This window comes from Pseudomonas guariconensis (assembly GCF_024127895.1).
Classification (GTDB): Bacteria; Pseudomonadota; Gammaproteobacteria; order Pseudomonadales; family Pseudomonadaceae; genus Aquipseudomonas; species Aquipseudomonas guariconensis_B.
This window is the reverse complement of sequence record NZ_JAMYBK010000027.1, coordinates 1-23814: the sequence shown is the minus strand read 5'-3', so window position 1 is coordinate 23814 and position 23814 is coordinate 1. Positions and strand designations below refer to the sequence as shown.

Annotated in this window: 21 protein-coding genes; 12 read left to right on the top strand and 9 right to left on the bottom strand. The window is 65.0% G+C overall.

From position 1 onward, the window contains the following. Positions 1-13: 13 nt before the first annotated feature. The gene (locus tag NJF35_RS21100; protein ID WP_225788166.1) at positions 14-1132 is read right to left on the bottom strand and encodes a branched-chain amino acid ABC transporter substrate-binding protein; all 1119 of its coding nucleotides are present in this window, start codon (positions 1130-1132) and stop codon (positions 14-16) included. A 360-nt stretch (positions 1133-1492) separates the two neighbouring features. Here NJF35_RS21100 and NJF35_RS21095 point away from each other — a divergent pair, with 360 nt between their 5' ends. Beyond that, positions 1493-1798 carry a DUF2288 domain-containing protein gene (locus NJF35_RS21095; RefSeq protein WP_225788167.1) on the top strand — a complete coding sequence of 102 codons (306 nt, stop codon included), beginning with the start codon at positions 1493-1495 and terminating at the stop codon, positions 1796-1798. A gap of 291 nt (positions 1799-2089) precedes the next feature. On the opposite strand, the gene NJF35_RS21090 is transcribed toward NJF35_RS21095, so the two are convergent. Continuing rightward, positions 2090-4273, bottom strand: a complete 2184-nt coding sequence (locus NJF35_RS21090) for a hypothetical protein (RefSeq protein WP_225788168.1) — start codon at positions 4271-4273, stop codon at positions 2090-2092. Between the two features lie 196 nt (positions 4274-4469). Between NJF35_RS21090 and NJF35_RS21085 the strand changes: the two genes are divergently transcribed. After that, positions 4470-5357: an NAD(P)-dependent oxidoreductase gene (locus NJF35_RS21085; protein WP_253091445.1), complete on the top strand. Its 888-nt coding sequence runs from the start codon at positions 4470-4472 to the stop codon at positions 5355-5357. Here the strand turns inward: NJF35_RS21085 and NJF35_RS21080 are convergent. Both NJF35_RS21080 and rapA read right to left on the bottom strand, forming a co-directional pair. After that, positions 5257-7521: a putative bifunctional diguanylate cyclase/phosphodiesterase gene (locus tag NJF35_RS21080; protein WP_253091444.1), complete on the bottom strand. Its 2265-nt coding sequence runs from the start codon at positions 7519-7521 to the stop codon at positions 5257-5259. The genes NJF35_RS21085 and NJF35_RS21080 overlap by 101 nt on opposite strands. Before the next feature lie 248 nt (positions 7522-7769). Continuing rightward, positions 7770-10616, bottom strand: a complete 2847-nt coding sequence (gene rapA, locus NJF35_RS21075; RefSeq protein WP_225788171.1) for an RNA polymerase-associated protein RapA — start codon at positions 10614-10616, stop codon at positions 7770-7772. Between the two features lie 118 nt (positions 10617-10734). Here rapA and NJF35_RS21070 point away from each other — a divergent pair, with 118 nt between their 5' ends. The 7 genes from NJF35_RS21070 to NJF35_RS21045 all read left to right on the top strand — a co-directional run bounded on the left by NJF35_RS21070 (position 10735) and on the right by NJF35_RS21045 (position 15658). Then, positions 10735-11427, top strand: coding sequence for a M949_RS01915 family surface polysaccharide biosynthesis protein (locus NJF35_RS21070; protein WP_253081645.1), 693 nt, complete (start codon positions 10735-10737; stop codon positions 11425-11427). A 108-nt stretch (positions 11428-11535) separates the two neighbouring features. Further along, positions 11536-11862, top strand: a complete 327-nt coding sequence (locus NJF35_RS21065; RefSeq protein ID WP_253081646.1) for an aspartate-semialdehyde dehydrogenase — start codon at positions 11536-11538, stop codon at positions 11860-11862. A 60-nt stretch (positions 11863-11922) separates the two neighbouring features. Further along, positions 11923-12084, top strand: coding sequence for a hypothetical protein (locus tag NJF35_RS21060; protein WP_225788174.1), 162 nt, complete (start codon positions 11923-11925; stop codon positions 12082-12084). 136 nt (positions 12085-12220) lie between these two features. Beyond that, on the top strand, positions 12221-12337 hold the full coding sequence (gene ccoM, locus NJF35_RS24745; protein WP_008097462.1) for a cytochrome c oxidase subunit CcoM: 117 nt from the start codon (positions 12221-12223) through the stop codon (positions 12335-12337). A 258-nt stretch (positions 12338-12595) separates the two neighbouring features. Further along, positions 12596-14584 (top strand): FUSC family protein, encoded by a 1989-nt coding sequence (locus tag NJF35_RS21055; RefSeq protein WP_225788175.1) that lies wholly within the window; start codon positions 12596-12598, stop codon positions 14582-14584. Beyond that, positions 14571-14777, top strand: coding sequence for a DUF1656 domain-containing protein (locus NJF35_RS21050; protein ID WP_225788176.1), 207 nt, complete (start codon positions 14571-14573; stop codon positions 14775-14777). Before NJF35_RS21055 ends, NJF35_RS21050 begins: the two co-directional genes overlap by 14 nt. An 11-nt stretch (positions 14778-14788) precedes the next feature. Further along, positions 14789-15658 (top strand): HlyD family secretion protein, encoded by an 870-nt coding sequence (locus NJF35_RS21045; protein ID WP_253081648.1) that lies wholly within the window; start codon positions 14789-14791, stop codon positions 15656-15658. Positions 15659-15743: 85 nt separating this feature from the next. Here the strand turns inward: NJF35_RS21045 and NJF35_RS21040 are convergent, their stop codons facing one another. Continuing rightward, the gene (locus NJF35_RS21040) at positions 15744-16472 is read right to left on the bottom strand and encodes an SDR family oxidoreductase (protein WP_225788178.1); all 729 of its coding nucleotides are present in this window, start codon (positions 16470-16472) and stop codon (positions 15744-15746) included. Positions 16473-16573: 101 nt separating this feature from the next. On the opposite strand from NJF35_RS21040, the gene NJF35_RS21035 reads away from it, so the two are divergent. Beyond that, positions 16574-17362 (top strand): LysR family transcriptional regulator, encoded by a 789-nt coding sequence (locus NJF35_RS21035; RefSeq protein WP_253091443.1) that lies wholly within the window; start codon positions 16574-16576, stop codon positions 17360-17362. On the opposite strand, the gene NJF35_RS21030 is transcribed toward NJF35_RS21035, so the two are convergent. Further along, positions 17359-18117, bottom strand: coding sequence for an SDR family NAD(P)-dependent oxidoreductase (locus NJF35_RS21030; RefSeq protein WP_225788180.1), 759 nt, complete (start codon positions 18115-18117; stop codon positions 17359-17361). The two genes, NJF35_RS21035 and NJF35_RS21030, sit on opposite strands and share 4 nt — an antisense overlap. A 117-nt stretch (positions 18118-18234) precedes the next feature. Here NJF35_RS21030 and NJF35_RS21025 point away from each other — a divergent pair, with 117 nt between their 5' ends. Continuing rightward, the gene (locus tag NJF35_RS21025; protein WP_225788181.1) at positions 18235-19152 is read left to right on the top strand and encodes a LysR family transcriptional regulator; all 918 of its coding nucleotides are present in this window, start codon (positions 18235-18237) and stop codon (positions 19150-19152) included. On the opposite strand, the gene NJF35_RS21020 is transcribed toward NJF35_RS21025, so the two are convergent. Then, on the bottom strand, positions 19091-20305 hold the full coding sequence (locus NJF35_RS21020; protein ID WP_225788182.1) for a GAF domain-containing sensor histidine kinase: 1215 nt from the start codon (positions 20303-20305) through the stop codon (positions 19091-19093). The two genes, NJF35_RS21025 and NJF35_RS21020, sit on opposite strands and share 62 nt — an antisense overlap. 187 nt (positions 20306-20492) lie before the next feature. Between NJF35_RS21020 and NJF35_RS21015 the strand changes: the two genes are divergently transcribed. Further along, complete coding sequence (locus NJF35_RS21015; protein WP_225788183.1) at positions 20493-20819, top strand: DUF2025 family protein; 327 nt, start codon at positions 20493-20495, stop codon at positions 20817-20819. A gap of 3 nt (positions 20820-20822) precedes the next feature. Here NJF35_RS21015 and NJF35_RS21010 read toward each other — a convergent pair whose 3' ends face one another. Continuing rightward, the gene (locus NJF35_RS21010) at positions 20823-23399 is read right to left on the bottom strand and encodes an EAL domain-containing protein (protein WP_253091442.1); all 2577 of its coding nucleotides are present in this window, start codon (positions 23397-23399) and stop codon (positions 20823-20825) included. A 205-nt stretch (positions 23400-23604) separates the two neighbouring features. Then, positions 23605-23814 (bottom strand): hypothetical protein (locus NJF35_RS21005; RefSeq protein ID WP_253091441.1); only part of this gene is annotated, 210 nt, incomplete at its 5' end.

Genomic DNA, 23814 nt, shown 5'->3' with positions numbered 1-23814 from the left:
GCTAGTCACGCTGTTACTGAGGGGAGACTTCGGTCTTCGGCTTGCCGAAGTGCCATTCGTAGACCACGAACTTGAAGTCCTTCAGGTCGCCTTTCTCGTCGAACGACAGGTCGCCGGTCGGGGTGTGGAAGGTGCCCTTGTGGATTTCCTCGGCGACTTTCTCGGCGTCGTCGCTGGTGCCGGCGGCCTTGATGCCATCGGCGATCACCTGGACGGCGGAGTAGGCCGGGAACACGAACGGACCGCTCGGATCCTTGCCGTCACCCTTGATGGCGTCGACGATCGCCTTGTTCGCAGGATCCGCGTCGAAGGACTTGGGCAGAGTCACCAGCAGGCCTTCGGAGGCGCTCTGGGCGATCTGCGAGATGGAGTCGTTGCCCACGCCTTCCGGGCCCATGAACTTGGCGTTCAGGCCTTTTTCCTTCGACTGGCGCAGGATCAGGCCCAGCTCTGGGTGGTAGCCGCCGTAGTAGACGAAGTCGACGTTGTTCTGCTTGAGCTTCTGGATGATCGAGGAGAAGTCCTTGTCACCGGCGTTCAGGCCTTCGAAGACGGCGACCTTGACGCCCTTGCCTTCGAGGGTCTGCTTGACCGCGGTGGCGATGCCTTCGCCGTACTGCTGCTTGTCGTGCAGGACCGCGACGACCTTCGGCTTGACGTGGTCGGCGATGTAGTTGCCGGCGGCCGGGCCCTGGGCGCTGTCCAGGCCGATGGTGCGGAACACCAGCTTGTAGCCACGGGCGGTGATTTCCGGGCTGGTGGCGGCTGGGGTGATCATGATCACGCCTTCGTCTTCGTAGATGTCGGACGCAGGCTGGGTGGAGCTGGAGCACAGGTGGCCGACCACGAACTTGACGCCATCGTTGACCACCTTGTTGGCGACCGCGACGGCCTGTTTCGGGTCGCACGCGTCGTCGTATTCCTTGGCCTCGAGCATCTTGCCGTCGACGCCGCCCTTGGCGTTGATGTCCTTGATGGCTTGTTTGGCGCCGATGAACTGCATGTCGCCGTACTGGGTGACCGGACCGGTCTTGGGACCGGCGATGCCGATCTTGATGGTGTCGGCGGCAACCGAATGGCTGGCGACCCCAGCCAGGACCATTGCGGCGAACAGCTTGGAAATCTTGATCATAGTGCTCCACTCATTCTGTTGTAATTCTTATAGTCCTGGCGGCCAGGGCTACAGATCGGGCGGGAACGCCGGCATGGCCACGCCATGTCGCAAGCCCACCTTCCCCCGGAACGTGTCCCGGAACTGTACCGGTACAGTGTAGAGCGCTGTCCAAGCGCTTGAAAAGCGGGCGAAAAGCGTCTGTTTCCCGGGGTGTCGCCTGGTCGACATAAAGATACAGAAAAGCGCCATTACTTTGCCTGCATCCCTGGCCCCACCCCACAAGTTCGGGGCCAATCGACCAAATTACATATTTGAAACCGGGTTTTTCTGCAAAAATGCCGGCCTTTTCATTGGCCGTTTTTCTGCTGGTAGGAACCCATGACTGATCAAGCAAGCACCCTCTATGCCAAATTGCTCGGCGAGACGGCAATCATCGAGTGGAAGGCACTGGAGCGTTTCTGGGCCAAGGGTGACCTGATTTGGGTCGACCCGAGCTTGGACCTGATCGCCGTTGCCGAGGCGATGGCCGAGAATCGCAGCGAGATCTTCGCCAAGTGGCGTAACGATGGCACTGTCGCCCCGGTCACTGCGCAGCAGGCGCTAGACCTGCAGAACCGCGATCCGCAGATCTGGGCGGTGGTGGTTTCGCCATTCGTGGTGATGCAAGAGAAGAAAGCGCAGTGAGGCTGCGCTTTTTTGGTGCGTGAAAACGCACAGGTCTTCCGTGCTGGTGCGTATCGACGTTCAGGTGGGGTGGATGTTGGTAACAGTCGGGTGAGTGATTCGGCTGCGCGGTAACAGTTTACGGTATGCGTAATAGGGGCTGCTTCGCGCCCATCGCCGGCAAGCCGGCTCCCACAGGGTGAGTCGATTGCAAATGATGTGATTTGCAGGGTATTGCGCTGCTTTTGGGATCAGCACAATACCTGTGGGAGCCGGCTTGCCGGCGATGGGGCGCGAAGCGGCCCCGTGCCGTCAGTAGTCGACCCGCCCGGTATGGTTGTTCAGCGAGATCACTCGCGTCTTGCCGATCCGGTGGCGGAAGATCTCGCGCAGGTACTTCACCGCCTTCTTCACGCAGTCGCGCGACAGGCGGATGTCGTTGATCGAGACGAAGCGGCTCTTGTCATTGATCAGTTCGCGGTACTTCTTCTCGTACATCGGCTTGATCGCATACCAGTTGGTGTCGAGGATCTTCGCCGGGTTCTCGAACTCGTTGAGCAACTCGTCGATGCGTGCCTCGTCGAACTGCTCGCTGGTGATGAACTCGAGGATGGCGTTGTCCAGGGTGTCGTCGAAGCGATACGGGTTGCGGGCGAAGCAGCGCTTGATGAAGGCCACGATCAAGGTCAGGAAGTCGTCCGACAGGCACGGGCTCTTGGCGATCAGGGTGGTCAGCGAGAGGTTGGCCGAGGCGCCGATCACCAGGGCGTAGCGCTTGAGGGTGGTGTTGGGGAACAGGCTGTTGAGGTGCGTCTTGAGCCGGTTCAGGTCCATGTACGACAGCTTGTAGTCCTTGGGCAGCGAAACGATCGACACCACCGACGAGCAGTTCTTGAAAAAGTGCAGGTCATGCAGCGCCGCCGCGTCGTAGCCCGAAGCCTGGTACTGCTCCAGGGCCGCGCGGTAGCGGCGTGACTCGATCGGCAGCAGGCTGATGCCTTCGATGGCCTGGGTCTGCTTGTTGAAGTGCGGCAGGTCGATGGAGCGCAGGAACAGGTCGTCGATGTCCAGTCGCGGGTTTTCCTTCTCGAACACCTTGAACTTGTCCGAACCGGGCACAGGCTGCTCCGGCACCACCGATTCGGCATAGGCGATGGCCACCGGGCCGGCCAGGCTCATGAACAGGTCATTGGCATCCAGGCGAATGGTCTCGCCGATATCGATGCCGGCACGGCGGAAGTAGTTCTGGTCGTAGTCGGTGGTCACCGCCTGGGCCGTGAGGATGTTGAAGATCTGCTGGGAGATGTACTGGTTGGCGTGCTTCTCCATGGCGTTGACGTCGATGTTCTGGATCGTGCCGTCGTCGTTCTCCTCGGCGTAGCGCATGATGTCGTTGGAAATCAGCATCATCGCGTTCCACGGGCGGATGCGGCCCATGACGCTGGCTTCGCTGCTGTCTTCGTTGTCGAAGTTGTACGAGAAGTCCCACTCTTCCGAGAGGTACTTGCACAGCAAGCGCCCGGCGTTGATGTGCAGGGCTTCGGACATCTCGCTGCGATGGTCGGAAACGTTCGGCAGTACGCAGATGCCGCTGGTGAAGATCGGCTCGAAGACGAACGAATGCCCGCTCTTGCCGTCATTCTCGTCGGCCGGCTTGGTGTCGAAGGTTTTGTTCATGTACGAGTACTGCTGGGCCAGGCCGAACTCCGAGGCCATGCCCGAGCCAGTGCCGCCACCGGCGCTGAAGATGTAGAAATACAGGCGCGACTGGTTGGCCTTGATACCGCAGGAGTCGATCAGGTACGAGTGGATCAGCTTCCAGTCGCTGCTGGAGAAGCGCTGGGTGTCCTTGTTGAGGATGATCTTGGCCAGGTACTGGCCGAGGATCGGCGCATTGCCGGCACCGCCGGCGTGGACCTCGGACAGGTCCATGATCTTCATCTTGCTGTAGTCGCGCAGGAAGCCCCCGCGCTCGCCCTTGCGCGAGAAGCGGATGCGCCCGGCGATGTCCTTGTCCAGGTCGCCCAGCATCACCAGCGGCTCGACCAGGAATACCGGCTTCGCCACCTTGTTCTGCACCAGGCGCAGGTTCTGGCGGATCCAGCGTGCCGGGCTGTAGCCGGCCTCGCCCTTGTTGCGCTCCTCGTTGTTGAACTCGTTGAGGAAGAAGGTGCGGGCGTTGTAGACCAGTTCTGCCACGTCCAGGGCGATGTTCGAGCCGCAGCGGCCCAGGCCGATCAGGCACACCGAGGGGAACTGCTGTTCGAGGCGTAGCTGGCTTTCGTCCTCGACGTGCAGGTTCTGCGGGAACACCAGGTCGCGCAGGCCGTCGAGGTTGTCGAGGATGCGCTGGATGTCCTGCTCGGTGTAGTAGAGGTATTGTTGCGTCGGCAGCAGGCGCGTGGGCTGCAGGTCCCGCGGGGATAGCGCGGCCGGCGAGGAAGAGGGGATGGACGACTCGGGCAGCGCATTGGCAGAAGTGTTGGTAGAGGTCATAGTGCGCCATTCGCCTTGGGTGGTGGGCCGTCGACAGGTATGTCATATAGCCATCATTGGGAAATTTCGCGACTGTATCAGTGCGCCTTTCACGTAGGCGATAGGGGTTTGCCTTATATCCCGTGAGTTGTCTTGTCGCCTTCGCAGTGCATCGCCCGATTGCCCTGCTTCTTTAATCATCTGCCTGGAGTTGCTCATGAGTACTGCATTGCCTTCGCTGGGATTCGCCGGAATCGGCCTGATGGGCCTGCCGATGTGCCGGCGCCTGCTGGCCGCGGGCTACCCGCTGACGGTCTGGAACCGTAGCCCGCAGAAGTGCGCTGAACTGGTTGCCGCCGGCGCGCGCCTGGCCGCCAGCCCCGCCGAGCTGTGCCGTGACACGGACATGGTGCTGCTGTGCCTGGCCGATACGGCGGTGGTGCGCGAGGTGGTGTTCGGCGAGCAGGGCGTGGCCCAGGGCGGGCGCAGTGGCCAGTTGCTGGTGGACTTCTCCAGCCTGGAGCCGACCGCCACCCGCGAGATGGCCGCCGAGCTGGCGGCACTGTGCGGCATGGCCTGGCTGGATGCGCCGGTATCGGGTGGCACCCCCGGCGCCGAGGCCGGCACCCTGGCGATCATGGTCGGCGGCGAGGCCGAGGACCTGGTGCGGGCGCGCCCGGTGCTGCTGACCCTGGGCCAGCGGGTGACCCACATGGGGGGCATCGGTGCGGGCCAAGTGACCAAGGCCTGCAACCAGATGATCGTGGCCTGCAATGCCCTGGTGATCGCCGAGGTGGTGGCCCTGGCCGAGCAGTCCGGGGTCGATGCGCGGCTGATCGCCGAGGCCCTGGCAGGCGGTTTCGCCGACTCCAAGCCGTTGCAGATCCTCGCGCCACAGATGGCCGAGAGCCGTTTCGAGCCGATCAAGTGGCACGTGCGCACATTGCTCAAGGACCTGGATACTGCAGTGAAGTTCTCGCGCGAGCAGGGCTCGGCAACGCCGCTCAGTGGCCTCGCCGCGCAATTGATGCGCTTGCACGGTAGCCAGGGCTATCTGCAAAAAGATCCAGCGACCCTGGTAGAACTGTATCGCAACAAGGGCTGAAGTCGCTGTCCTGGCGGTCGAGCCGTTCGAGGATCGGGCGTAGCTCGGCCAGTGGCACCGGGCGGCTGAGCAGGTAGCCCTGGAGGAAGTCGCAGCCGTGGGCGGCGAGGAACTCGTGCTGCTCCACGGTCTCGACGCCTTCGCAGACCACCTGCAGGTGCAGGGTATGGGCCATGATGATGATCGCCTGGACGATCTCGCGGTCCTTCTGGCTACCCGGCACGTCCTGGATGAACGAGCGATCGATCTTCAGCACGTCCAAGGGCAGGCGCTTGAGGTAGGCCAGCGATGAATAGCCGGTACCGAAGTCGTCGATCGACAGGGCCACGCCCTGGGCGCGGATACGCTTGAGCAGGCTGACGGTGCGCTGGATATCGCCCATCAGGGCATTCTCGGTGACTTCCAGTTCCAGTTGGCGAGGTGTCAGGCCGGCCTGGAACAGCGCCATCTCCACCTCGCTGGCCAACTCCTCGCGCCCCAGGGTCACTGCCGAGCAATTGACCGTGACCTTGAGCGCGCCATAGCCGTGGCGGTTGAGCCGGGCCAGGTCTTCGCAGGCGCGGCGCAGCACCCATAGATCAAGGTCGACGATCAGGCCGTTGGTCTCGGCGATACCGATGAAACGGTCGGGGGCGAGCAGCCCATGTTGCGGATGCTGCCAGCGCACCAGGGCTTCGAGCTTGGCCACCTGGCCGTTGTGCAGGTCGAAGATCGGCTGGTAGTGCACGCACAGGCCGCATTCTTCGAGCAGGGCCAGGCGCAGCTCTTCCTCCAGTTGCAGCTCCAGGGTGGCGCGGGTCTTCAGGCCGTTGTCGAAGAAGTTCAGGCTGTTGCGCCCGCAGCCCTTGGACTGGTACAGCGCCAGGTCGGCGTTCTTGAGCAGTTCTTCGGCGGTGCGGCCGTCATCGGGGAAGATGCTGATGCCGATGCTGGTGGTCATGACCATGCGCCGCCCGCCCAGGTCGATTGGCTCTTTCATCCGTTGCATGATGCGCTGGGCCAGGTGGCGTGCTTCCTCGCGGCTGTTGAGGCTGGTGACGATGCAGAATTCGTCGCCACCGAAACGCGCCACCAGGTCCTGGTTGCGGGTGGCGGCCTTGATGTGGTCGGCGATCACCTTGAGCAACTCGTCGCCGGCGGCATGGCCGAGGCTGTCGTTGATCCGCTTGAAGTGATCGATGTCGAGGAACATGACGGCCAGCATGCCGTCGTTGGCACTGTGTTCCACCAGACGTTCGGCGAATACCTGGTTGAAGCCTCGGCGGTTGACCAGGTTGGTCAGGGCATCGTAGTGGGCGGCCTGCTGCAGCGAGACCCGGGCCTGGTCGAGCTGGCTGAGCAGCACGTTGACCCGGCGCAGGTCGCGTTCCTTGCTTTGCAGCTTCTTGTCCGACAGCGCCGCGCTGATGCTGCCGCCACAGATCAGCAAGGTGATGGAGGCGAGGGTCAGCCCCAGTTGCAGGCTGTTGTCCACCGAGGGCAGGCGCAGGGCGGTGTCGGCCGGGATCACCAGGGTCATCGCGGCCATGCCGGTGAAATGGGTGGCCACGATGCCGGCGGCCATCAGCAGGCTGGCGCCGTACTTCAGCACCAGGTGCAGGGTGCCGGCGCCATTGCTGAAGTAGCGGGCCATCAACAGGGCCAGCAGGCTGGTGGCGATGGCGATGCCCAGGGACGCCACTACCAGGCCGGCCTGGTAATACTGCTGGGCACTGGCCTGCAGCGCGGCCATGCCGACATAGTGCATCAGGGTGATGCCCAGCCCGATGAACAGCGCGGCCTGCAGGTAGTGGCGCGGGCGCATCGCGCTGCGATCGAGGGTGTTCATCGCCAGCCAGGCGGCGAGCAGGGCGATCAGCAGCGACAGCCCGGTCAGGGGCACGTCGTAGTGGATCTCCAGGGGCGCCTGGAACGCCAGCATGCTGATGAAGTGCATGGCCCAGATACCGCCGGCCAGGCAGCAGGCCCCGAGCATGCGCCATTGCCGGCGCGCAGCGTCGTCTTCGCTGTGGCATTGGCGTTCGGCCATGTCGAGGGTGGCGAAGCATGCCGCGCAGGCCACCGCATAGGCGAGCACGACCATGAAAGGTTCATGACGGCAGTCGAGAACGATCTGTCCGCTGGTCGGCAGCTCGGCGAACAATTGCAGTCCCAGCCATTCCATTGCTTGCCTCTTCGTCGAGTTCTCGCGCGTCTCCAGGAAGTCTTCACGGAGACCGTTGAGCAGCAGTATAGGAACGGGTGATTAAGCCTTCCTGATTGATGGCACTTTGATTTCAATCATTTGGATATTGGCGTGATAGCGGGGAGATCTAAGGGCGGTGGGAAATTCCATGGGGCTGCTTCGTGCCCATCGCCAGCTTGCCAGCGATGGGCACGAAGCGGCCCCAGCATGTTGCATGTACTAAGGCATCAGCCCGCGACCAGCACGCGGATCGCCTCCAGGCGCAGGGCGGCCTTCTCCAGCATGGCCAGGCCATCCTCGCGCTGCTTGCGCAAGGCGTCGATCTCGCTGTCGCGCACGCTTGGGTTGACCGCCTTGAGCGCCGTCAGGCGGGCCAGCTCTTCGTCGGCCTCGGCGGCGAGGCGTCGCTGGGCTTCGGCCACCCGCTCCTCGTGCGTGGGCATGACCTTGGCTTCGCCACCGGCAATGCGCTTGGCCAGTACGTCACGCTGGGCCTGGACGAACTTGTTGGCGCTGGCCTTGGGCACGCTCTCCAACTGGTCGTTGAGGGTCTCGAAGGCCACGCGAGGCGCCAGGTCGTTGCCGTTGGCATCGAGCAGGCAGCGCAAGGCTGCCGATGGCAGGTAGCGGCCCAGTTGCAGGTGGCGCGGGGCAACCACTTCGCTGACGTAGAGCAGCTCGAGCAGCACGGTGCCGGGCTTGAGCGCCTTGTTCTTGATCAGCGCCACGGCGGTGTTGCCCATGGAGCCGGACAGCACCAGGTCCATGCCGCCCTGGACCATCGGGTGTTCCCAGGTCAGGAACTGCATGTCCTCGCGGGACAGGGCCTGGCCACGGTCGTAGGTGATGGTCACGCCTTCCTCGTCGCCCAGCGGGAAGCTGGCGTCGAGCATCTTCTCGCTCGGCTTGAGGATCAGGGCGTTTTCCGAATGGTCCTCGCTGTCGATGCCGAAGGCGTCGAACAGGGTTTCCATATAGATCGGCAGGGCGAACTGGTCATCCTGCTCGAGGATCGCCTCGACCAGGGCCTGGCCTTCGCCGGCACCGCCCGAGTTGAGCTCCAGCAGGCGGTCGCGGCCGCTGTGCAGCTCGGCTTCCAGGCGCTCGCGCTCGGCGCGCGCCTCGGCCACCAGCTTGTCCCAGGCGCTGCCGTCGCCGGCTTCGAGCATCGGCAGCAGGCGCGGGCCGAAACGGTGCTGCAGGGCATTGCCGGTCGGGCAGGTGGCGAGGAAGGCGTTCAGGCCCAGGTGGTACCACTGGAACAGGCGTTCCTGGGGGCTGTCCTGCAGGTAGGGCACGTGCAGTTCGATGGTGTGTTTCTGGCCGATCCGGTCGAGGCGGCCGATCCGCTGTTCGAGCAGGTCCGGGTGGGCCGGCAGGTCGAACATCACCAGGTGATGGGCGAACTGGAAGTTGCGCCCCTCGCTGCCGATTTCCGAACAGATCAGTACCTGGGCGCCGAACTCCTCGTCGGCGAAGTAGGCCGCGGCACGGTCGCGCTCGAGGATGCTCATGCCTTCATGGAACACCGTGGCCGGGATGCCGGAGCGCACGCGCAGGGCGTCCTCCAGGTCCATGGCGGTCTCGGCGTGGGCGCAGATCACCAGGACCTTGGTGCGCTTGAGCATCTTCAGGGTATCGATCAGCCAGTCGACCCGTGGGTCGAAGCGCCACCAGCGCTCGTCGTCGCTGGTTTCGCCCTGGGCCTGGAAGGCCACCTCCGGGTACAGCTCGGCGTGCTCGCCGTTGGGCAGGTCGCGGTACTGCTCCGGGTTGGCCAGCGGGTAGGGGTGCAACTGGCGTTCCGGGAAGCCCTGGATCGCCGCGCGGGTGTTGCGAAACAGCACCCGCCCGGTGCCGTGGCGGTCGAGCAGTTCGCGGATCAGGCGTGCGTTGGCCTGGCTGTCGCCAGCGCTGACCGCGGCCAGCAGGGTTTCGCCTTCGGCACCGAGGAAGCCTTCGATGGTGGCGTGGGCCTTGGGCGACAGGCGGCCCTCATCGAGCAGTTCCTGTACCGCTTCGGCCACCGGGCGATAGTGCTCGCTCTCGGCGCGGAACGCGGCCAGGTCGTGGAATCGGTTGGGGTCGAGCAGGCGCAGGCGGGCGAAGTGGCTGTCCTGGCCCAGTTGCTCGGGGGTGGCGGTCAGCAGCAGCACGCCAGGGATGACCTGGGCCAGTTGCTCGACCAGGGTGTACTCGGGGCTGGCCTGCTCCTCGTGCCAGACCAGGTGGTGGGCCTCGTCGACCACCAGCAGGTCCCAGCCCGCGGCGAACAGGGCATCCTGGGCCTTTTCGTCGTCGACCAGCCACTCCAGGGCCACCAGCGCCAACTGGGCATCTTCGAACGGGTTGCTGGCGTCGCTCTCGATGAAGCGCTCGGCATCGAACAGTGCCACCTGCAGGTTGAAGCGCCGGCGCATTTCCACCAGCCATTGATGCTGGAGGTTCTCCGGGACCAGGATGAGCACGCGGCTGGCGCGTCCGCAGAGCAACTGGCGATGGATCACCAGGCCTGCCTCGATGGTCTTGCCCAGGCCCACTTCGTCGGCCAGCAGCACACGCGGGGCGATACGGTCGGCCACCTCGCGGGCGATGTGCAACTGGTGGGCGATGGGCTGGGCGCGGCAACCGCCCAGGCCCCACAGCGACGACAGCATCTGCTTGCTGGTGTGCTGCAGGGTGTTGTAGCGCAGGGAAAACCACGGCAGCGGGTCGATCTGGCCGGCGAACAGACGGTCGCTGGCCAGGCGGAACTGGATGAAGTTGGACAGCTGGGTTTCCGGCAGGACACGCGGCTGGTTCTGGTTGTCGAGGCCGTGGTAGACCAGCAGGCCATCGGCGTCCTCGACCTCGCGCACGGTCAGTTTCCAGCCGTCGAAGTGGGTGATCTGGTCACCGGGCGAAAAGCGTACGCGGGTCAGCGGCGCATTGCGCAGGGAATATTGGCGGGTGTCGCCAGTGGCCGGGTAGAGCACGGTCAGCAGGCGGCCATCCTGCGCCAGGATGGTCCCCAGGCCGAGCTCGGCTTCGCTGTCGCTGATCCAGCGTTGCCCCGGTTGATACTGCTGCGCCATACTGCCTGAACTCCCGCGATGAAAAAGCCGGCTATGTTAACGGATAGGCCCGGTAGACCAAAGAGTCTAGCTGCTTCATCGACGAATACCGTCTTGCCGAGGAGGGTTGCGCGCCGACATGCCTGCCAAGCACCGCTGGTTGAATGCCTCCCTGGCCATGGGCGGCCTGCTGTCGCTGGCCGCCTGCGAGCAGCAGGGTTTCCAGACCCTGCCGCCGATTCCGGTCGAGCAACTGGAAGTGCTGGGCGTGCGCACGCCGATCAAGAGCGTGCACTTTCGCGACCGCGATGGCGAGGGTCTGCTGGTGCTCAGCCGCAGCGATGGCCAGGCCACCGACGCGCAGGCCGAGCAGGAGGTCGACCAGGTGGTGCTCAAGGCCACCTTGTATGGCCGCGCCGATGGCGATCTGTTCACGCCGCGTTGGCAGAGCGAGCAGGAAACCACCTGCCCGGGCCTGGACCTGGATGTGGACTTCTATACCGATGTCAGTGACGTCAGCGACCTCGACAAGGACGGTGTCGCCGAGGTGACCGTGGCCAGCCATGCCTTCTGCGGCGGTGGCATCGATCCCCACGACATCGCCATCGAGATGCGCCAGGGCCAGGCGGTCTATACCATCACCGGGCAGTCGCTGGTCACTCCGTCGGGCGAGGAGCCCATCGGCGGCGAGCGCCACGACAGCGCTTCGTTGAAGAATGCCTCGCCCGTGTTGCGCGAGCACATGGATGCGGTCTGGCTGCAGGTCTACAAGCGGCCGTGGAGCGAAGGCGGGCCGCCGACCGACGACGAACTGGACGATGCTGCCGGCTGAGATCGTTCTGGCGGCCTCGGCGCTGTTGTGACGCCCCGCACAATCCTGTGCGTGAAGGTTCAAGGTGGCTGATGGCCGGCCGATACAAGGGTCACAGGAGACAATTGCATGCTGCCGCCGATCATTCCAATCAGCGCCGCCCCGGTGACCTCGCAACAGGACCCGGTCAAGCCGACCCCGGACATTGCGCCGGTGGTCCCGGCGCAGCCTGCCTCCAGCGATGGCACCATCGACCTGCGGCACCAGCGCGATCCCCAGGAGCAAGCCTTGCTGCTGCGCGAAGAGCAACGCCGTCAGCAGCAGCGCCGCCGGCATGCGCAGGACGAGCGCTACGACGCCGTGCCTGGCGATGAACTCAATGCCGACAACACCGTGCCGGTGGCGCCGCTGGGCGATCGCCCGCGCCAGGGCCTGCTGGTCGACATCGAAGTCTGACTGGCCAGGGACGCCGCCTGCGGTCATCATGCAAGTCTCTGCTGTCAGTCGAGCCTGCCCATGAGCCAAGACAACCTGATCGACTTCGGCGCCGAGCGCGCCAAACGCATCCATGACCTCAACGAGAAGCGCCTGAACGAAGTGCGCCAGGCGTTCGAGCAGGCCATGCCGTTGGGCAAGGCGAAGAAGAAAAAGCCCAAGGGCAAGCCGAAGAAGCGCTGAAACTTGACGCAGGTCAAACCTGCACCCGCCTCGCGTGCCCGGCCCCGGGCACCATTGACTCCGGTCAATTTTCCCTCCCCCTGCATTCGTTACCTTGCACCCATCGGACAACGGCAGGCGCAAACGGGAGGCCGACATGTTCTTCGACAATGTGGTTATCGCTGGTGTGGTAACGGTCGGGTTGATGTTCGCGTTCTTTGCCGGTCTGGGCATTTTCATCTGGAAGGACTCGAACAAGCGCAAGCCGCGCTGATCCTCCTGGATTCACGAGCACGCAAGGCATTTGGGGCGACTTCGGTCGCCCATTTTTTTGCCTGGAATTTCTTGTCGACCCATTGGGCTGCTCCGAGGGTAGTTCAGCTACCTTTTGGGGGGCTTTGTGGCCCCGCTAGAGACAGGTGCAACCTCTTCGATTAAAAAGATGATTAGCTAGCTAATTACACCCTTTCCGCTTTATCCTCCCCGCCGTTGTCTATCTTTCTATTCACCATCCCCTCGCAAGGTCCGATTCGTGCCCATCACCCTCAAGGCCCTGTTCGCCCCCAGCGACCTCGCCATCAAGTTCGCCATCAAGACCTTGCTCGGTGGCGGCCTGGCGTTGTGGCTGGCCATGCGTTGGGGCCTGGAGCAGCCTTCGTGGGCCTTGATGACGGCATTCATCGTCGCCCAGCCGCTGTCCGGCATGGTGGTGCAGAAGGGCCTGGCGCGCCTGGCCGGCACCCTGGTGGGGACCTTCATGTCGGTGCTGTTCATTGGCCTGTTCGCCCAGGCGCCCTGGCTCTTCCTGCTCACCCTGGCCCTATGGCTGGCGCTGTGCACGGCCGCCTCCACCCAACTGCGCAGCGCCTGGGCCTATGCCTTCGTGCTGGCCGGCTACACCGTGGCGATCATCGCCTTGCCGGCGATCGACCATCCCTTGCAAGTGTTCGACCAGGCGGTGGCGCGCTGCACCGAGATCTGCCTGGGCATCGTCTGCGCCACCGCCACCAGCGCCTTGCTCTGGCCCATGCGGGTGGAGCAACAGCTCGGCGGTCAGGCGCGCCAGGCCTGGCAGAACGGCCTGCAAGCCTCCAGCGCCATGCTCGGTGGCGAAGACGAGGCGCGCAAGGGGCTGCTGGAGATCCTCGGACGGATCGTCGCCATCGATGCCCAGCGCGAGCATGCCTGGTTCGAAGGCAATCGCGGCCGGCAACGGGCCAGAGCCATCCGTGGGCTCAGCCAGAAGCTGATGGTGCTGCTGCGCATTTCGCGCTCGGTGCGTCGGCAGTGGCGTCAGCTCGACGAAGACCAGGCACAGCGGATGGCTCCCTGGCTGGATGAAGCCCGCGAGCAATTGGCCAAGCCCGATCGACCGAGCCTGTTGCTGCTGCGCCAGCGTGTCTGGGACGCGGCCCACGACGAACGGATCAGCTCCGCCGAACACTATTGCCTGGCGCGCCTGACCTTGCTGTTGGACTTTGCCATGGCCGCCACCCAGGCGTTGCAGGACGTGGAGGCGGGCAGGGCGCCGAAGGATGTGGCCCAGGGGCTTGCCGCCCACCGCGACGTGCCGCTGGCATTGCTGTTCGGCACGCGCAGCGCCGTGGCGTTTCTGGTGATGGCCTGTTTCTGGCTGGCCACCGCCTGGCCTTCGGCACCGGGTGGGCTGGTGCTGACCTGCGTGGTCTGCAGCCTGTTCGCCAGCCGCGAGAACGGCGCGCAGATCGGCTTGAGCTTCCTGCGCGGGATCCTCCTGGCGGTACCCGTGGCCTTCTTCGTCGGGCAGATCCTCCTGCCGCAATGGAGCAGCTTCGCCATGCTCTGCCTGGGCATGGGGGTTCCGCTGTTCTTCGGTGCCCTGGGCATGGCCCATCCGCGCATCGGCGCGACCGCCACGTCCTATTGCTTGCATTTCATCGTCCTGGTGGCGCCGCTCAATGCCATGCACTTCGACGTGGCGACCATGCTCAACAGTGCCCAGGCCATGCTGATCGGGGTGGGCGCCGCTGTCTTGGCGTTCCGCCTGCTGGTGCTGCGCCACCCGGCCTGGCTTGGCAGGCGCCTGCGGGCGGCGACCCAGGGCGACCTGGTGCGCCTGACCCGGCGTGACCTGCGTGGCGCCGACAGCTGGTTCGGCGGGCGCATGGCCGACCGCCTGATGCAGCTGGCGCGGCATGCCAGCGAGTTGCCGGAAGCCGAGCGCAAGCGCTGGGACGATGGCCTGCACGGCCTGGACATCGGCGATGAGCTGGTGCACCTGCGCATGTGCCTGGCCGTGGCCCAGGCGCCACTGGGCGATGCCGAGCGCCAGTACCTGCAGCAATTGGCGGCGGTGCTGGCCAGCGGGCCGGCGCCAGGGCGCGGCGAGCGCCTGGACGCGGCCAGTGAACAGTTCATCGAGGCCTTGCGCCGACTGCCCCCGAGCGACCCGTTGCGCCTGGCCGAAGGGGCGGTACTGCAGTTGCGCAGGAGCTGGGGCAAATGGTGCCGCTGGCAGGAGGACGTCCATGGGGTTGCGTGAATGGGCGCTGGGTGGCGTGCTGCTCAGCCCGTTCCTGGTCTATGTGTTGATGGCGCTGGTCTTGACCGGCCTGTTGCGCCTGGTGGTGCAGGCCACGCCGTTGGGGCGCTGGATCTGGCACGAAGCGTTGTTCGATGCGGCGTTGTTCGTTTGTGTCCTGTCCCTGGTGGTGCATCTGCTGGGGCCTTTGTAAGGAGTCGATCCATGCGTACAGCGGTACGTATCTTGGTTACCTTGTGTGTGGTGGTGGTCGCGGTGTTCGCCGGCTATCGCCTGTGGCAGTACTACATGCTCACCCCCTGGACCCGCGATGCGCGGGTGCGCGCCGATGTGGTGGTGATCGCACCGGACGTTTCCGGCTGGGTGCGCCGGCTCGCGGTGCACGACAACCAGCAGGTCAAGGCGGGCGAGGTGCTCATGAGCATCGACCGCGAGCGCTTCCAGGCCGCGTTCGACCAGGCCAGCGCGGTGGCCGAGACCCGCGCCCAGCAGTTGCGCCTGCGTGAGCGCGAGGCGGCGCGGCGTACCGCGTTGGGGCCGGGGGCGATCAGCGCCGAACTGCGGGAGAACGCCCAGATCAACGCCGCGATCGCCCGGGGCGAGCTGCACGAGGCCGAGGCGCAGTTGCAGGTGGCCAAGATCAACCTGGCCCGCAGCGAAGTACGCGCGCCGCGTAGCGGGCACATCACCAACCTGCGCCTGGCCGAGGGTAACTATGTCACCACCGGGCAGCCGGTGATGGCGCTGGTGGACGACTCGACCTTCTATATCCAGGCCTACTTCGAGGAGACCAAGCTGCCGCGCATTCGCGAGGGTGACCCGGTCAAGGTCTGGCTGATGGGCGCGGGCGAATCGATCCAGGGGCATGTGGAAAGCATCAGCCGCGGCATCACCGACCGTAACAGCAACCCCGACAGCCAGTTGTTGCCCGAGGTCGAGCCGACCTTCAACTGGGTACGCCTGGCGCAGCGCATACCGGTGCGGATACGCCTGGACCGGATACCCGAGGGCGTGAGCCTCAGTGCCGGGATGACGGCGAGCGTGCAGGTGCAAGAGGACCAGGCCGAGCGTTGAGCCTCATGGATACGGCAGGCGACGGCGCCAATATTGCCGACGATGGGGCGCGAAGCGATCCTAAATGCAACTGAAGCCCGGCTGTTCAGGGCTGCTGCGCCGTAGCCGCCAGCACGATCTCTCGAATGCATACCTGCTGTGGCTGCTGGTAAGCCCAGACGATGGCCCCGGCCACATCCTCCGCCGCCAGCACCACGCCTCCCATGTCATTGGCCTTCCAGGCCTCGTAGTCGCGCTTGATGCCCTCGTCGGTGGTATGCCCGAGCAACTCGGTCTCCACCGCACCCGGCGCAATGGTCACCACCCGCACGTTATGCGGTGCCAGCTCCTCGCGCAGGTTCTCCGACAACCCATGCACGGCGAACTTGCTGCCCACGTAGGCCACGTGGTTGGGGAAGGTCTTGCGCCCAGCCACGGAGCTGACATTGATCAGCGTGCCGCGGCGCCGCTCGACCATGCCGCCGAGCAGGGCATGCACGCCGTTGAGCAGCCCTTTGACGTTGATGTCGAACATGCGCTCCCACTGCTGCGGATCCTGTTCGTGCATCTGCCCCAGCAGCATCACCCCGGCATTGTTCACCAGCGCATCGGCCGGCCCATACAGCGCTTCGGCTTCCTGCACGGCGGCGGCCAGTGTCGCACGGTCGCGGATGTCCACGGCGCGGCACAGGCAATCGGGCAGGCCCAGCGCTTCGAGACGCTCCAGCCGTCGAGCGACCAGCAGCAGCGGGTGGCCGGCGGCGGAGAACAGGCGAGCGGTAGCGGCGCCGATACCGGAGCTGGCGCCCGTGACGATGATCAGCGGTTTGTTCATGACTGCCTCCCAGGCATAATCGTTTTCGATGGCCGGGATTCTAGATAACCCTTTCGGCCCTGAAAAACGGCTTATTTCTCTGGATGACATCGGTTCTGTCTATGGATATCCGTCACCTCAAAGCGTTCATCGCTGTGTTCGAAGAACGCAACATCACCGTCGCCGCGCAGCGCTTGTGCGTGGCCCAGCCGACCTTGTCGGTGACCATTCGCCAGTTGGAGGACGACCTGGGCGTCGAACTGTTCCTGCGTCAGGCCCGTGGGGTCGAGGTCAGCGAACAGGCGCGCCAGCTGTATCCGCAGGCGTGCCGCATGGTCGCTGAAGCCGAGGCGCTGCGCCTGCGTTTCCGCCAGGGGCAGGAGCGGGTGTCGTTGGCATTGGGTATCGAGGCGGATATCGCGCCGGCACAGGTCGAAGCCTGCGTGCGCCTGGCCAGCCAGGCCGTCGATGGCTTGCAGTTGACCTTGCTGGAGGGCTGCGATGGTGATGCGCGGCTGGCCGACGAGGCGCTGCGTTGCGAGGATGAGCTGTTCCTGCCGCTGTGGGAGGAAGCTTTCGTCCTGACGATGGCTATCGGCAGCCAGCCCGACGGGCGCTGGATCACCTGCCCGCACCACCCCTCGCACCAACGGCTGATGAGCCTGTATGGCGAGGGCGAGCAGGTGGGCCAGGCCGCTTCGTTGCAGCAGGCCCTGGCCATGGTCGCTGCCGGCTTGGGCGCGGCCTGGTTGCCGCAATCGCTGGTCGAACGCCACCCGGGCATCTACTGGCAGCCAAGCCCGGGGCTGGCGCTGCGCCGTCGGGTCGGCCTGTGCCTGACCAGCCAGGCCCTGGTACTGCCGGCGCTGGCCAGCCTGCAGCAGTTCCTGAGTGGCCCGGCCAGCCTTTAAAGGAACATGCCGCCGGAAACCTCCAGGCGCTGGCCGGTGATCCAGCCATTGCCTTCTTCCAGCAACAGGGCTATGGCGGCGCCGATGTCGTCGGGCAGGCCGACACGCCCCAGCGCGGTATTGCTGGCGATGAAAGCATTGACCTGCTGGTTGTCGCGTACGACGCCGCCACCGAAATCGGTCTCGATGGCGCCTGGTGCCAGGATGTTCACGCGAATACCGTGCGCGCCCAGTTCCTTGGCCTGGTAGCGGGTCAGTACCTCCATCGCCCCCTTCATGGCGGCGTAGGCGGCATAGCCGGGCAGGGCGAAACGGGTCAGGCCGCTGGAGATGTTGACGATGCGGCCACCGTCGGCCAGCAGCGGCAACAGGCGCTGGGTCAGGAAGAACGGCCCTTTGAGCTGGATGTTCAGCAACTGGTCGAACTGGGCCTCGCTGGTTTCGGCGAAGGGCACGTTCACGCCGATGCCGGCATTGTTCACCAGGAAGTCGAAATCGGGGCGGTCGAACCGCTGCTGGAGGGTTTCGCCCAGGCGTTCGGCGAAGGCGACGAAGCTGCCGCTGTCGCTGACATCCAGCTGCAGCATGGCGGCCTTCACCCCGGCCTGTTCCAGGCGTTCGGCTACGGCGCGGGCCTCGTCGGCCTTGCTGTGGTAGGTGCCGATGATGTCGATGCCGCGTGCGGCCAGGTGCTCGGCGGCGTTCCTGCCCAGGCCGCGGCTGGCGCCGGTGATCAGAGCGAGCTTGCGGGTCATGTCGGTTACCTCGTTGATGGTGGTGACGATGGCAACAGGTTATTGATCGAGGCAGGGCTGTTAAATCCTGTGAATCCGGAAATACTGTTCGTATTCACCGGACAATAGGGGCCATGCATGAACAAGCTGGAACTCTTGCGAACCTTCGTCAGGGTCAGTGAACTGGCCAGTTTCACCCAGGCTGGCGAACACCTGGGGTTGCCACGCTCGACGGTGTCGGAGCAGGTCAGGGCGCTGGAGAACCTGCTGGGCACGCGCCTGTTCAACCGTACCACCCGCCGGGTGCAGGCGACCCAGGATGGCGTGTTGTTGTACGAGCGCAGCAAGGACCTGCTCTCGGGCATGGACGAGATCGAGCACCTGTTCCGGGGCGACGATGCCGCGCTGGCCGGATGCCTGCGCATCGACCTGCCGACCATGATGGCCCGTCGGGTCATCGTCCCGGCATTACCGGAGTTCCTCGCGCGCTACCCACACCTGGAGGTGGAGATCAGTTGCACCGACCGCCAGGTCGACCTGTTGCGCGAAGGTTTCGACTGCGTGCTACGCATCGGCGCCCTGAGTGACCTGGATGTGGTGGCGCGGCCTGTGGGCCGCTTGAGCATGCGCAACTGCCTCAGCCCTGCCTACCTGGCCCGCCACGGCGAGCCCCGCAGCCTCGAAGACCTGGCAGGGCACCGGCTGGTCCACTACGTGCGCAACCTGGGCTCACGCAGCCCGGGGTTCGAGTACGAGCACAATGGCGAACTGCGCTTCCAGGCCATGGGCGGCGTGGTCACGGTCAACAACACCGAAGCCTATTCCGCCGCCTGCCTGGCTGGCCTTGGCCTGATCCAGGTGCCGGCGGTCGGGGTGGCCGAACACCTGCGCAGCGGCGCGCTGGTGTCGGTGCTCGAGGCCTGGCAGGCCCAGGCGATGCCGGTTTCCCTGTTGTATGCCCGGCAGCGCCATGTGCCGCGCCGGGTCCAGGTGTTCATGGACTGGCTGGCGGCGCTGCTGGCGTCTCAGGTCGATCCACCGGCAGGCGGAAGCTGAACAGGGTCCCGGCCTGTGCGCTGGAGGCCACGTCCATGTACCCGCCATGGGCCAGGGCGATCTGGTTGGCGATGTACAGGCCCAGGCCCAGGCCTTGTTGGGGGGCGTCGGACAATGGCCGGGAAAAAGGCTGGAACAGCTGGGCCAGTGTCTGCGCGGGGATGGGTTCGCCGAGGTTGTGGACGCTGAGCACGAAGGTGCCATCGCGGATGGCCGCGCTGACCGTGACTGGCCCGTCGGGGGCGCCGTGGGTGAGCGCGTTGGCGATCAGGTTGGAAAGCAACTGGGCCACCCGTTCGCGGTCGCAGCGCAGGCCGCCGATGTCGGCGATGTCCAGCAGGATGCGTCGCTGCGGATGCACCCGTTGCAGCTCCGAGGCGACATGGCCAAGGGCTTCGCGCAGGTCTGGGCAGGGCTGCTGGTTGAGGGGGATGCCGGCACCGAGACGGCCTCGGGCGAAGTCCAGCACATCGCGCACCAACTGTGAGGCACGACGGCCACTGGTGAGGATATGACGGGCGATGGCGCGACTCTTGTCGTCCTGCAGGCGCTGGGCCAGCAGTTCTGCGCCGGCGGTGATGGCGAACAAGGGGTTGCGCAGGTCGTGGCCGAGCACGGCGATGAACTGTTCGCGTACCTCCGCCATGGCGCGTTCCTTCTGCAGGGCGCGCTCGGTGCGCTGGGCGTTTTCCTCGCTTTCGATCTGGATCGACAGCAGGCGGGCGAACGACTCCATCATCGGCTGGATGGCGCTGCCCTTGAGCTGCGCAGGCTCGGGGTCGAGGGCGCAGAGGGTGCCGAAGAAGCGGCCGTCGGCACGTAGCACCGGCACCGAGATATAGCTCTCGAAGCGGTAGATGCGCGGCGTGTGGTGACGGCAGTACTGCTCGTCCTCGCTGGCCTTGTCGATCACGATGGTCTGCTGGCTGCTGCGGATCTCGTGGCACAGGGTGCTGGCCACATCGAGCTCGTCACCGGCCTTGAGGCCGAAGCCCAGGTTGTCGAGCACGGCGCAGGCGGTCCAGCTGTCCTCGGTGACCCGCGCCACGGCAGCAAAGCGCATGCCGGTGGTCTCGCAGATCACCTGGAGGATGGCCGGTACGACATTGATGCGGCCAATGGTGGCGATGTCGGCGCTGACGGCGTTGGTCATGACAATCCAGTGTCAGGGTGGGAAACGGGGGCTGGAGCCTTACAGTCTAGCGGTACAGGCGACGTCGGATGAAAAACCTTGGCGAACGGTCCGGGACTTGCGCTAGGCTGGCACCTGCGCGTTGCCCACCAGAGGCGACCGCTCGTGCCTGGCGTGCGTCACTTCCAAACATCTTGCGAGGTACGTCATGGCCATTACATCACAGGACATCTGCAACGCCGCCGATCGACTCAAGGGTTTCGTCGGCTTCCATGGCAAGCGCGGCACCCACATCGTGCGCTTCTCCGAGGATTCGTTCGGCCTGGACGTCGCCGGCGACAGCATCATCCCCTGCAGCGAATTCGTCTGGCGGCCAGAGGCGGGCCGGCGCATGGTCCTGTGCCGTGAGCGCCTGGCACTGCTGCTGGCGCAGCATGTGGACGATCGCCTGAACATCGGCGAGCCCCTGCGGATCTACCTGCGGCGCACCGACCTGGCGGAAATCGTTGCCGAGCGCAGCATCTCTCCTGCGTAGTTGTCAGGGGCGGCTGTGCAGTCGCCCTGCATCACCCTCGCGCAGCAGCGCCTCGAAGCTCGCCTGGTCCAGCGGCCGGCTCAGGTAGTAGCCCTGGACTTCATGGCAGCCTTTGTCGGCCAGCATCCTGAGCTGCTGCTCGGTTTCCACCCCTTCGGCGGTCACCGTCAGGCCCATGGCTTTGCCCAGGTCGATGATCGCCTGGACCACGGCCTGGTCGTTGCTGTTCGGGTTGGTCAGGCCGGCGATGAAACGCTTGTCGATCTTGATGCTGTCGAACGGATAGCTGCGCAGGCAACCCAGCGAGGAGTAGCCCGTGCCGAAGTCATCCATGTTCAGGTGAACACCCAGCTCCTTCAGGGCGAGCAGGGTGCCGAGGGCACCTTCGATGTCGGCGAGCATGACGTTTTCGGTGATCTCGAGTTCCAGGCGCTGGGCGGGGAAATCGGTCTCCAGGAGAATCTCGCGTACCTCGGCGACCACGTCGCTGCGGGAGCATTGCGCCGGCGACAGGTTCACCGAGACCAGCAACTCTGCTTGCCAGTGGCGGGCGGTGCGGCAGGCTTGGCGCAATACCCAGCGGCCGAGGGCGACGATCAGGTCGCTCTGCTCGGCCAGGGGAATGAAGGTATCGGGGCCGAGCAGGCCCTGCTGGGGATGCTGCCAGCGCAGCAGCGCTTCGACCGAGACGATCCGCAGGTCCTGCAGGCGGTAGCGGGGCTGGTAATGGAGCACGAACGCCTCCTGCTCGAGGGCCTGGCGCAGGTCGTTCTCCAGTTGCCGGCGGTACTGGATCTGCTGGTTCATCTGCGCGCAGAAGTAACGCCAGGTGTTCTTGCCGTCGGCCTTGGCCTGGTACAGGGCGATATCGGCGCAGCGTACCAGCTCGCCGGCATCGCAGACCTGGGGGCCGGTCTGGGCGATGCCGAGGCTGGCGCCGACATGCAGTCGCTGTCCGTTGACGACGATAGGCTGGCGCAACAGGGCGATCAGGTGTGTGCAGAGGCGATCGATCTCGTTGCGGTCGTCCATGGCCTCGACGACCAGGGCGAACTCGTCGCCGCCCAGGCGCGCCACCAGGTCGTCTTCGCGGGTGGCCTCGCGCAGGCGCGACGCCACTTCCTGCAGTACCGCATCGCCGATGGCATGGCCGAGGGCGTCGTTGATCGGCTTGAAATTGTCCAGGTCCAGCAGCAGCAAGGTCAGCGGCGGTGCATCGCTGCCGCGTTGCAGGGCCTGTTCCAGATGGCGCGTGAGCTTGTTGCGGTTGGCCAGGCCGGTCAGCGCATCGTGCAGCGACAGGTGCTGGATGTGCGCGTGGGCGGCGACTTCATGGGTGATGTCGCTGGCGGTTCCGCGAAAGCCGGCGAGCTTGCCGTCGACCAGGATCGGCCGTGCGGACATGCGGCAGTAGCGGTGCTGCCCGTTGGGGTCGTGGTAGGCGCAGCGTAGGTTGGCCATCTGCTGTGGGTCGGCTTCGGCCTGGGCGTCGAGCCAGGAGGCCAGGGGCGTGGTATCGCAGGCCAGCAGTTGGTTCAGCGGTTGCCCCAGCCAGTCTTCGAGCCGATAGCCCGTGACGCTGGCGAAGCGCTGCGACAGGTAGGTCAGGCGCTGGTGGCGATCGGTTTCCCAGATCCAGTCGGAGGTGGCCTCGGCAACGGCACGAAAGCGCTGCTCGCTGGCCTCCAGCGCCTGGTTGCTGTGTCGCAGGCGCTGCAGGCTCTGGTCGATGGCGCGGGAACTGCGCAGGGCATGGCGGAACAGGTAGAGCATCACCAGGCCGAGCACCAGCAGGGCGCCCAGCAGCGGCGGCAGGACCGCCCAGAGCAGTTGCCGGCCTGGCAGCGGGGTGGTCCAGGTCAGGTGGTAGCCGGTGTCGCCCAGGACGATGCGTGGCGTGGCCCGGTGCGTGGTCGTGTTCTTTTCCAGGCGCATGTCGGCCAGCCCCGCGCCTTCGCCCAGGTGGGCCAGCTTGGCCTCGGTCAACTGGTCGACGAACAGCATCACCGGCGCCTTGCCGACATCGATCTTCAGGACCTCCATGTCCGGGCGCACGGCAGCGGCGCTGAGCACCGCGGGCCAGCCATCGAACAGCACGAAGTGAGTGACCTGTTCGCGGTCGACGGCTACCTGGCGGGCCTGGGCGATGATCGGTGCCAGCGGGGCATCGATGAAGGTCTCGGCGGGGAGGTCGGTTGGCTCGCCTCTTAACAGGGCGTAGCGGGTATGCCGGTCGTCGACCACGAAGACACCTTCGAACCCGCTGGCGCTGTACAGCGATTCGCCGACATTCTTCTCGTCATAGGCCCAATGCCAGTCGACCTCGTTGGCCAGGTGCTGGTAGGCGGCATCCCAGACGGCATAGCTGGAGAGAAACTGGCGGGAGGCGAGCAGGCGCTGTTCCAGCGCCTGGGTGGCGTGAAAGGTGCTGCGTTGGCGTTCCTGTCGGTCGAGGGTAGCGGCGATGTTGAACAGGGCGCCCAAGGTGACCAGCGCGGCAAGGGCGAACAGTAGGGAAAAGCCGCCGATCAGACGGCGGACCTGCAGGCGCGGAGCGGGGAGGTCGACGATCCTGTCCATGCGCGGGCGACTCCTTCTTGAACAGCGCCCCCTTGCCAGGCAAGCACCGGGGAGGGTTCAGTCAGGATAGGCCAGCCTGGGCGGGGAAGCCGCGCCCAGGGCGAAATTCAACTGTTCATATGAATAGAGGAGCGTTTCGTGCGGTTGCCTCGGGCATGCGAAACTTTTTTCGACGGGAGTGTTGACTCTGAATTCAAAGCGCGTATTATTCGCCTCCCGCAGCGATGCACTTGCTGCGAGTCAGGTGGCAGTTGAAGTTGAACGCTTTCGATAAGAAAGCAGCTTCGAAAAAAGACTTCAAAACAAACGCTTGACAGACTCTGAGGAAAGCGTAGAATGCGCGCCTCGGTTGAGACGAAACGCTCTTGACCAAACGCTCTTTAACAATCGAATCAAGCAATTCGTGTGGGTGCTT

Excerpts from the sequence above, each read along its gene's own strand:
- NJF35_RS21100 (WP_225788166.1), bottom strand. The coding sequence starts at position 1,132 with ATGATCAAGATTTCCAAGCTGTTCGCCGCAATGGTCCTGGCTGGGGTC.
- NJF35_RS21095 (WP_225788167.1), top strand. The coding sequence starts at position 1,493 with ATGACTGATCAAGCAAGCACCCTCTATGCCAAATTGCTCGGCGAGACG.
- NJF35_RS21090 (WP_225788168.1), bottom strand. The coding sequence starts at position 4,273 with ATGACCTCTACCAACACTTCTGCCAATGCGCTGCCCGAGTCGTCCATC.
- NJF35_RS21085 (WP_253091445.1), top strand. The coding sequence starts at position 4,470 with ATGAGTACTGCATTGCCTTCGCTGGGATTCGCCGGAATCGGCCTGATG.
- NJF35_RS21080 (WP_253091444.1), bottom strand. The coding sequence starts at position 7,521 with ATGGAATGGCTGGGACTGCAATTGTTCGCCGAGCTGCCGACCAGCGGA.
- rapA (WP_225788171.1), bottom strand. The coding sequence starts at position 10,616 with ATGGCGCAGCAGTATCAACCGGGGCAACGCTGGATCAGCGACAGCGAA.
- NJF35_RS21070 (WP_253081645.1), top strand. The coding sequence starts at position 10,735 with ATGCCTGCCAAGCACCGCTGGTTGAATGCCTCCCTGGCCATGGGCGGC.
- NJF35_RS21065 (WP_253081646.1), top strand. The coding sequence starts at position 11,536 with ATGCTGCCGCCGATCATTCCAATCAGCGCCGCCCCGGTGACCTCGCAA.
- NJF35_RS21060 (WP_225788174.1), top strand. The coding sequence starts at position 11,923 with ATGAGCCAAGACAACCTGATCGACTTCGGCGCCGAGCGCGCCAAACGC.
- ccoM (WP_008097462.1), top strand. The coding sequence starts at position 12,221 with ATGTTCTTCGACAATGTGGTTATCGCTGGTGTGGTAACGGTCGGGTTG.
- NJF35_RS21050 (WP_225788176.1), top strand. The coding sequence starts at position 14,571 with ATGGGGTTGCGTGAATGGGCGCTGGGTGGCGTGCTGCTCAGCCCGTTC.
- NJF35_RS21045 (WP_253081648.1), top strand. The coding sequence starts at position 14,789 with ATGCGTACAGCGGTACGTATCTTGGTTACCTTGTGTGTGGTGGTGGTC.
- NJF35_RS21040 (WP_225788178.1), bottom strand. The coding sequence starts at position 16,472 with ATGAACAAACCGCTGATCATCGTCACGGGCGCCAGCTCCGGTATCGGC.
- NJF35_RS21035 (WP_253091443.1), top strand. The coding sequence starts at position 16,574 with ATGGATATCCGTCACCTCAAAGCGTTCATCGCTGTGTTCGAAGAACGC.
- NJF35_RS21030 (WP_225788180.1), bottom strand. The coding sequence starts at position 18,117 with ATGACCCGCAAGCTCGCTCTGATCACCGGCGCCAGCCGCGGCCTGGGC.
- NJF35_RS21025 (WP_225788181.1), top strand. The coding sequence starts at position 18,235 with ATGAACAAGCTGGAACTCTTGCGAACCTTCGTCAGGGTCAGTGAACTG.
- NJF35_RS21020 (WP_225788182.1), bottom strand. The coding sequence starts at position 20,305 with ATGACCAACGCCGTCAGCGCCGACATCGCCACCATTGGCCGCATCAAT.
- NJF35_RS21015 (WP_225788183.1), top strand. The coding sequence starts at position 20,493 with ATGGCCATTACATCACAGGACATCTGCAACGCCGCCGATCGACTCAAG.
- NJF35_RS21010 (WP_253091442.1), bottom strand. The coding sequence starts at position 23,399 with ATGGACAGGATCGTCGACCTCCCCGCTCCGCGCCTGCAGGTCCGCCGT.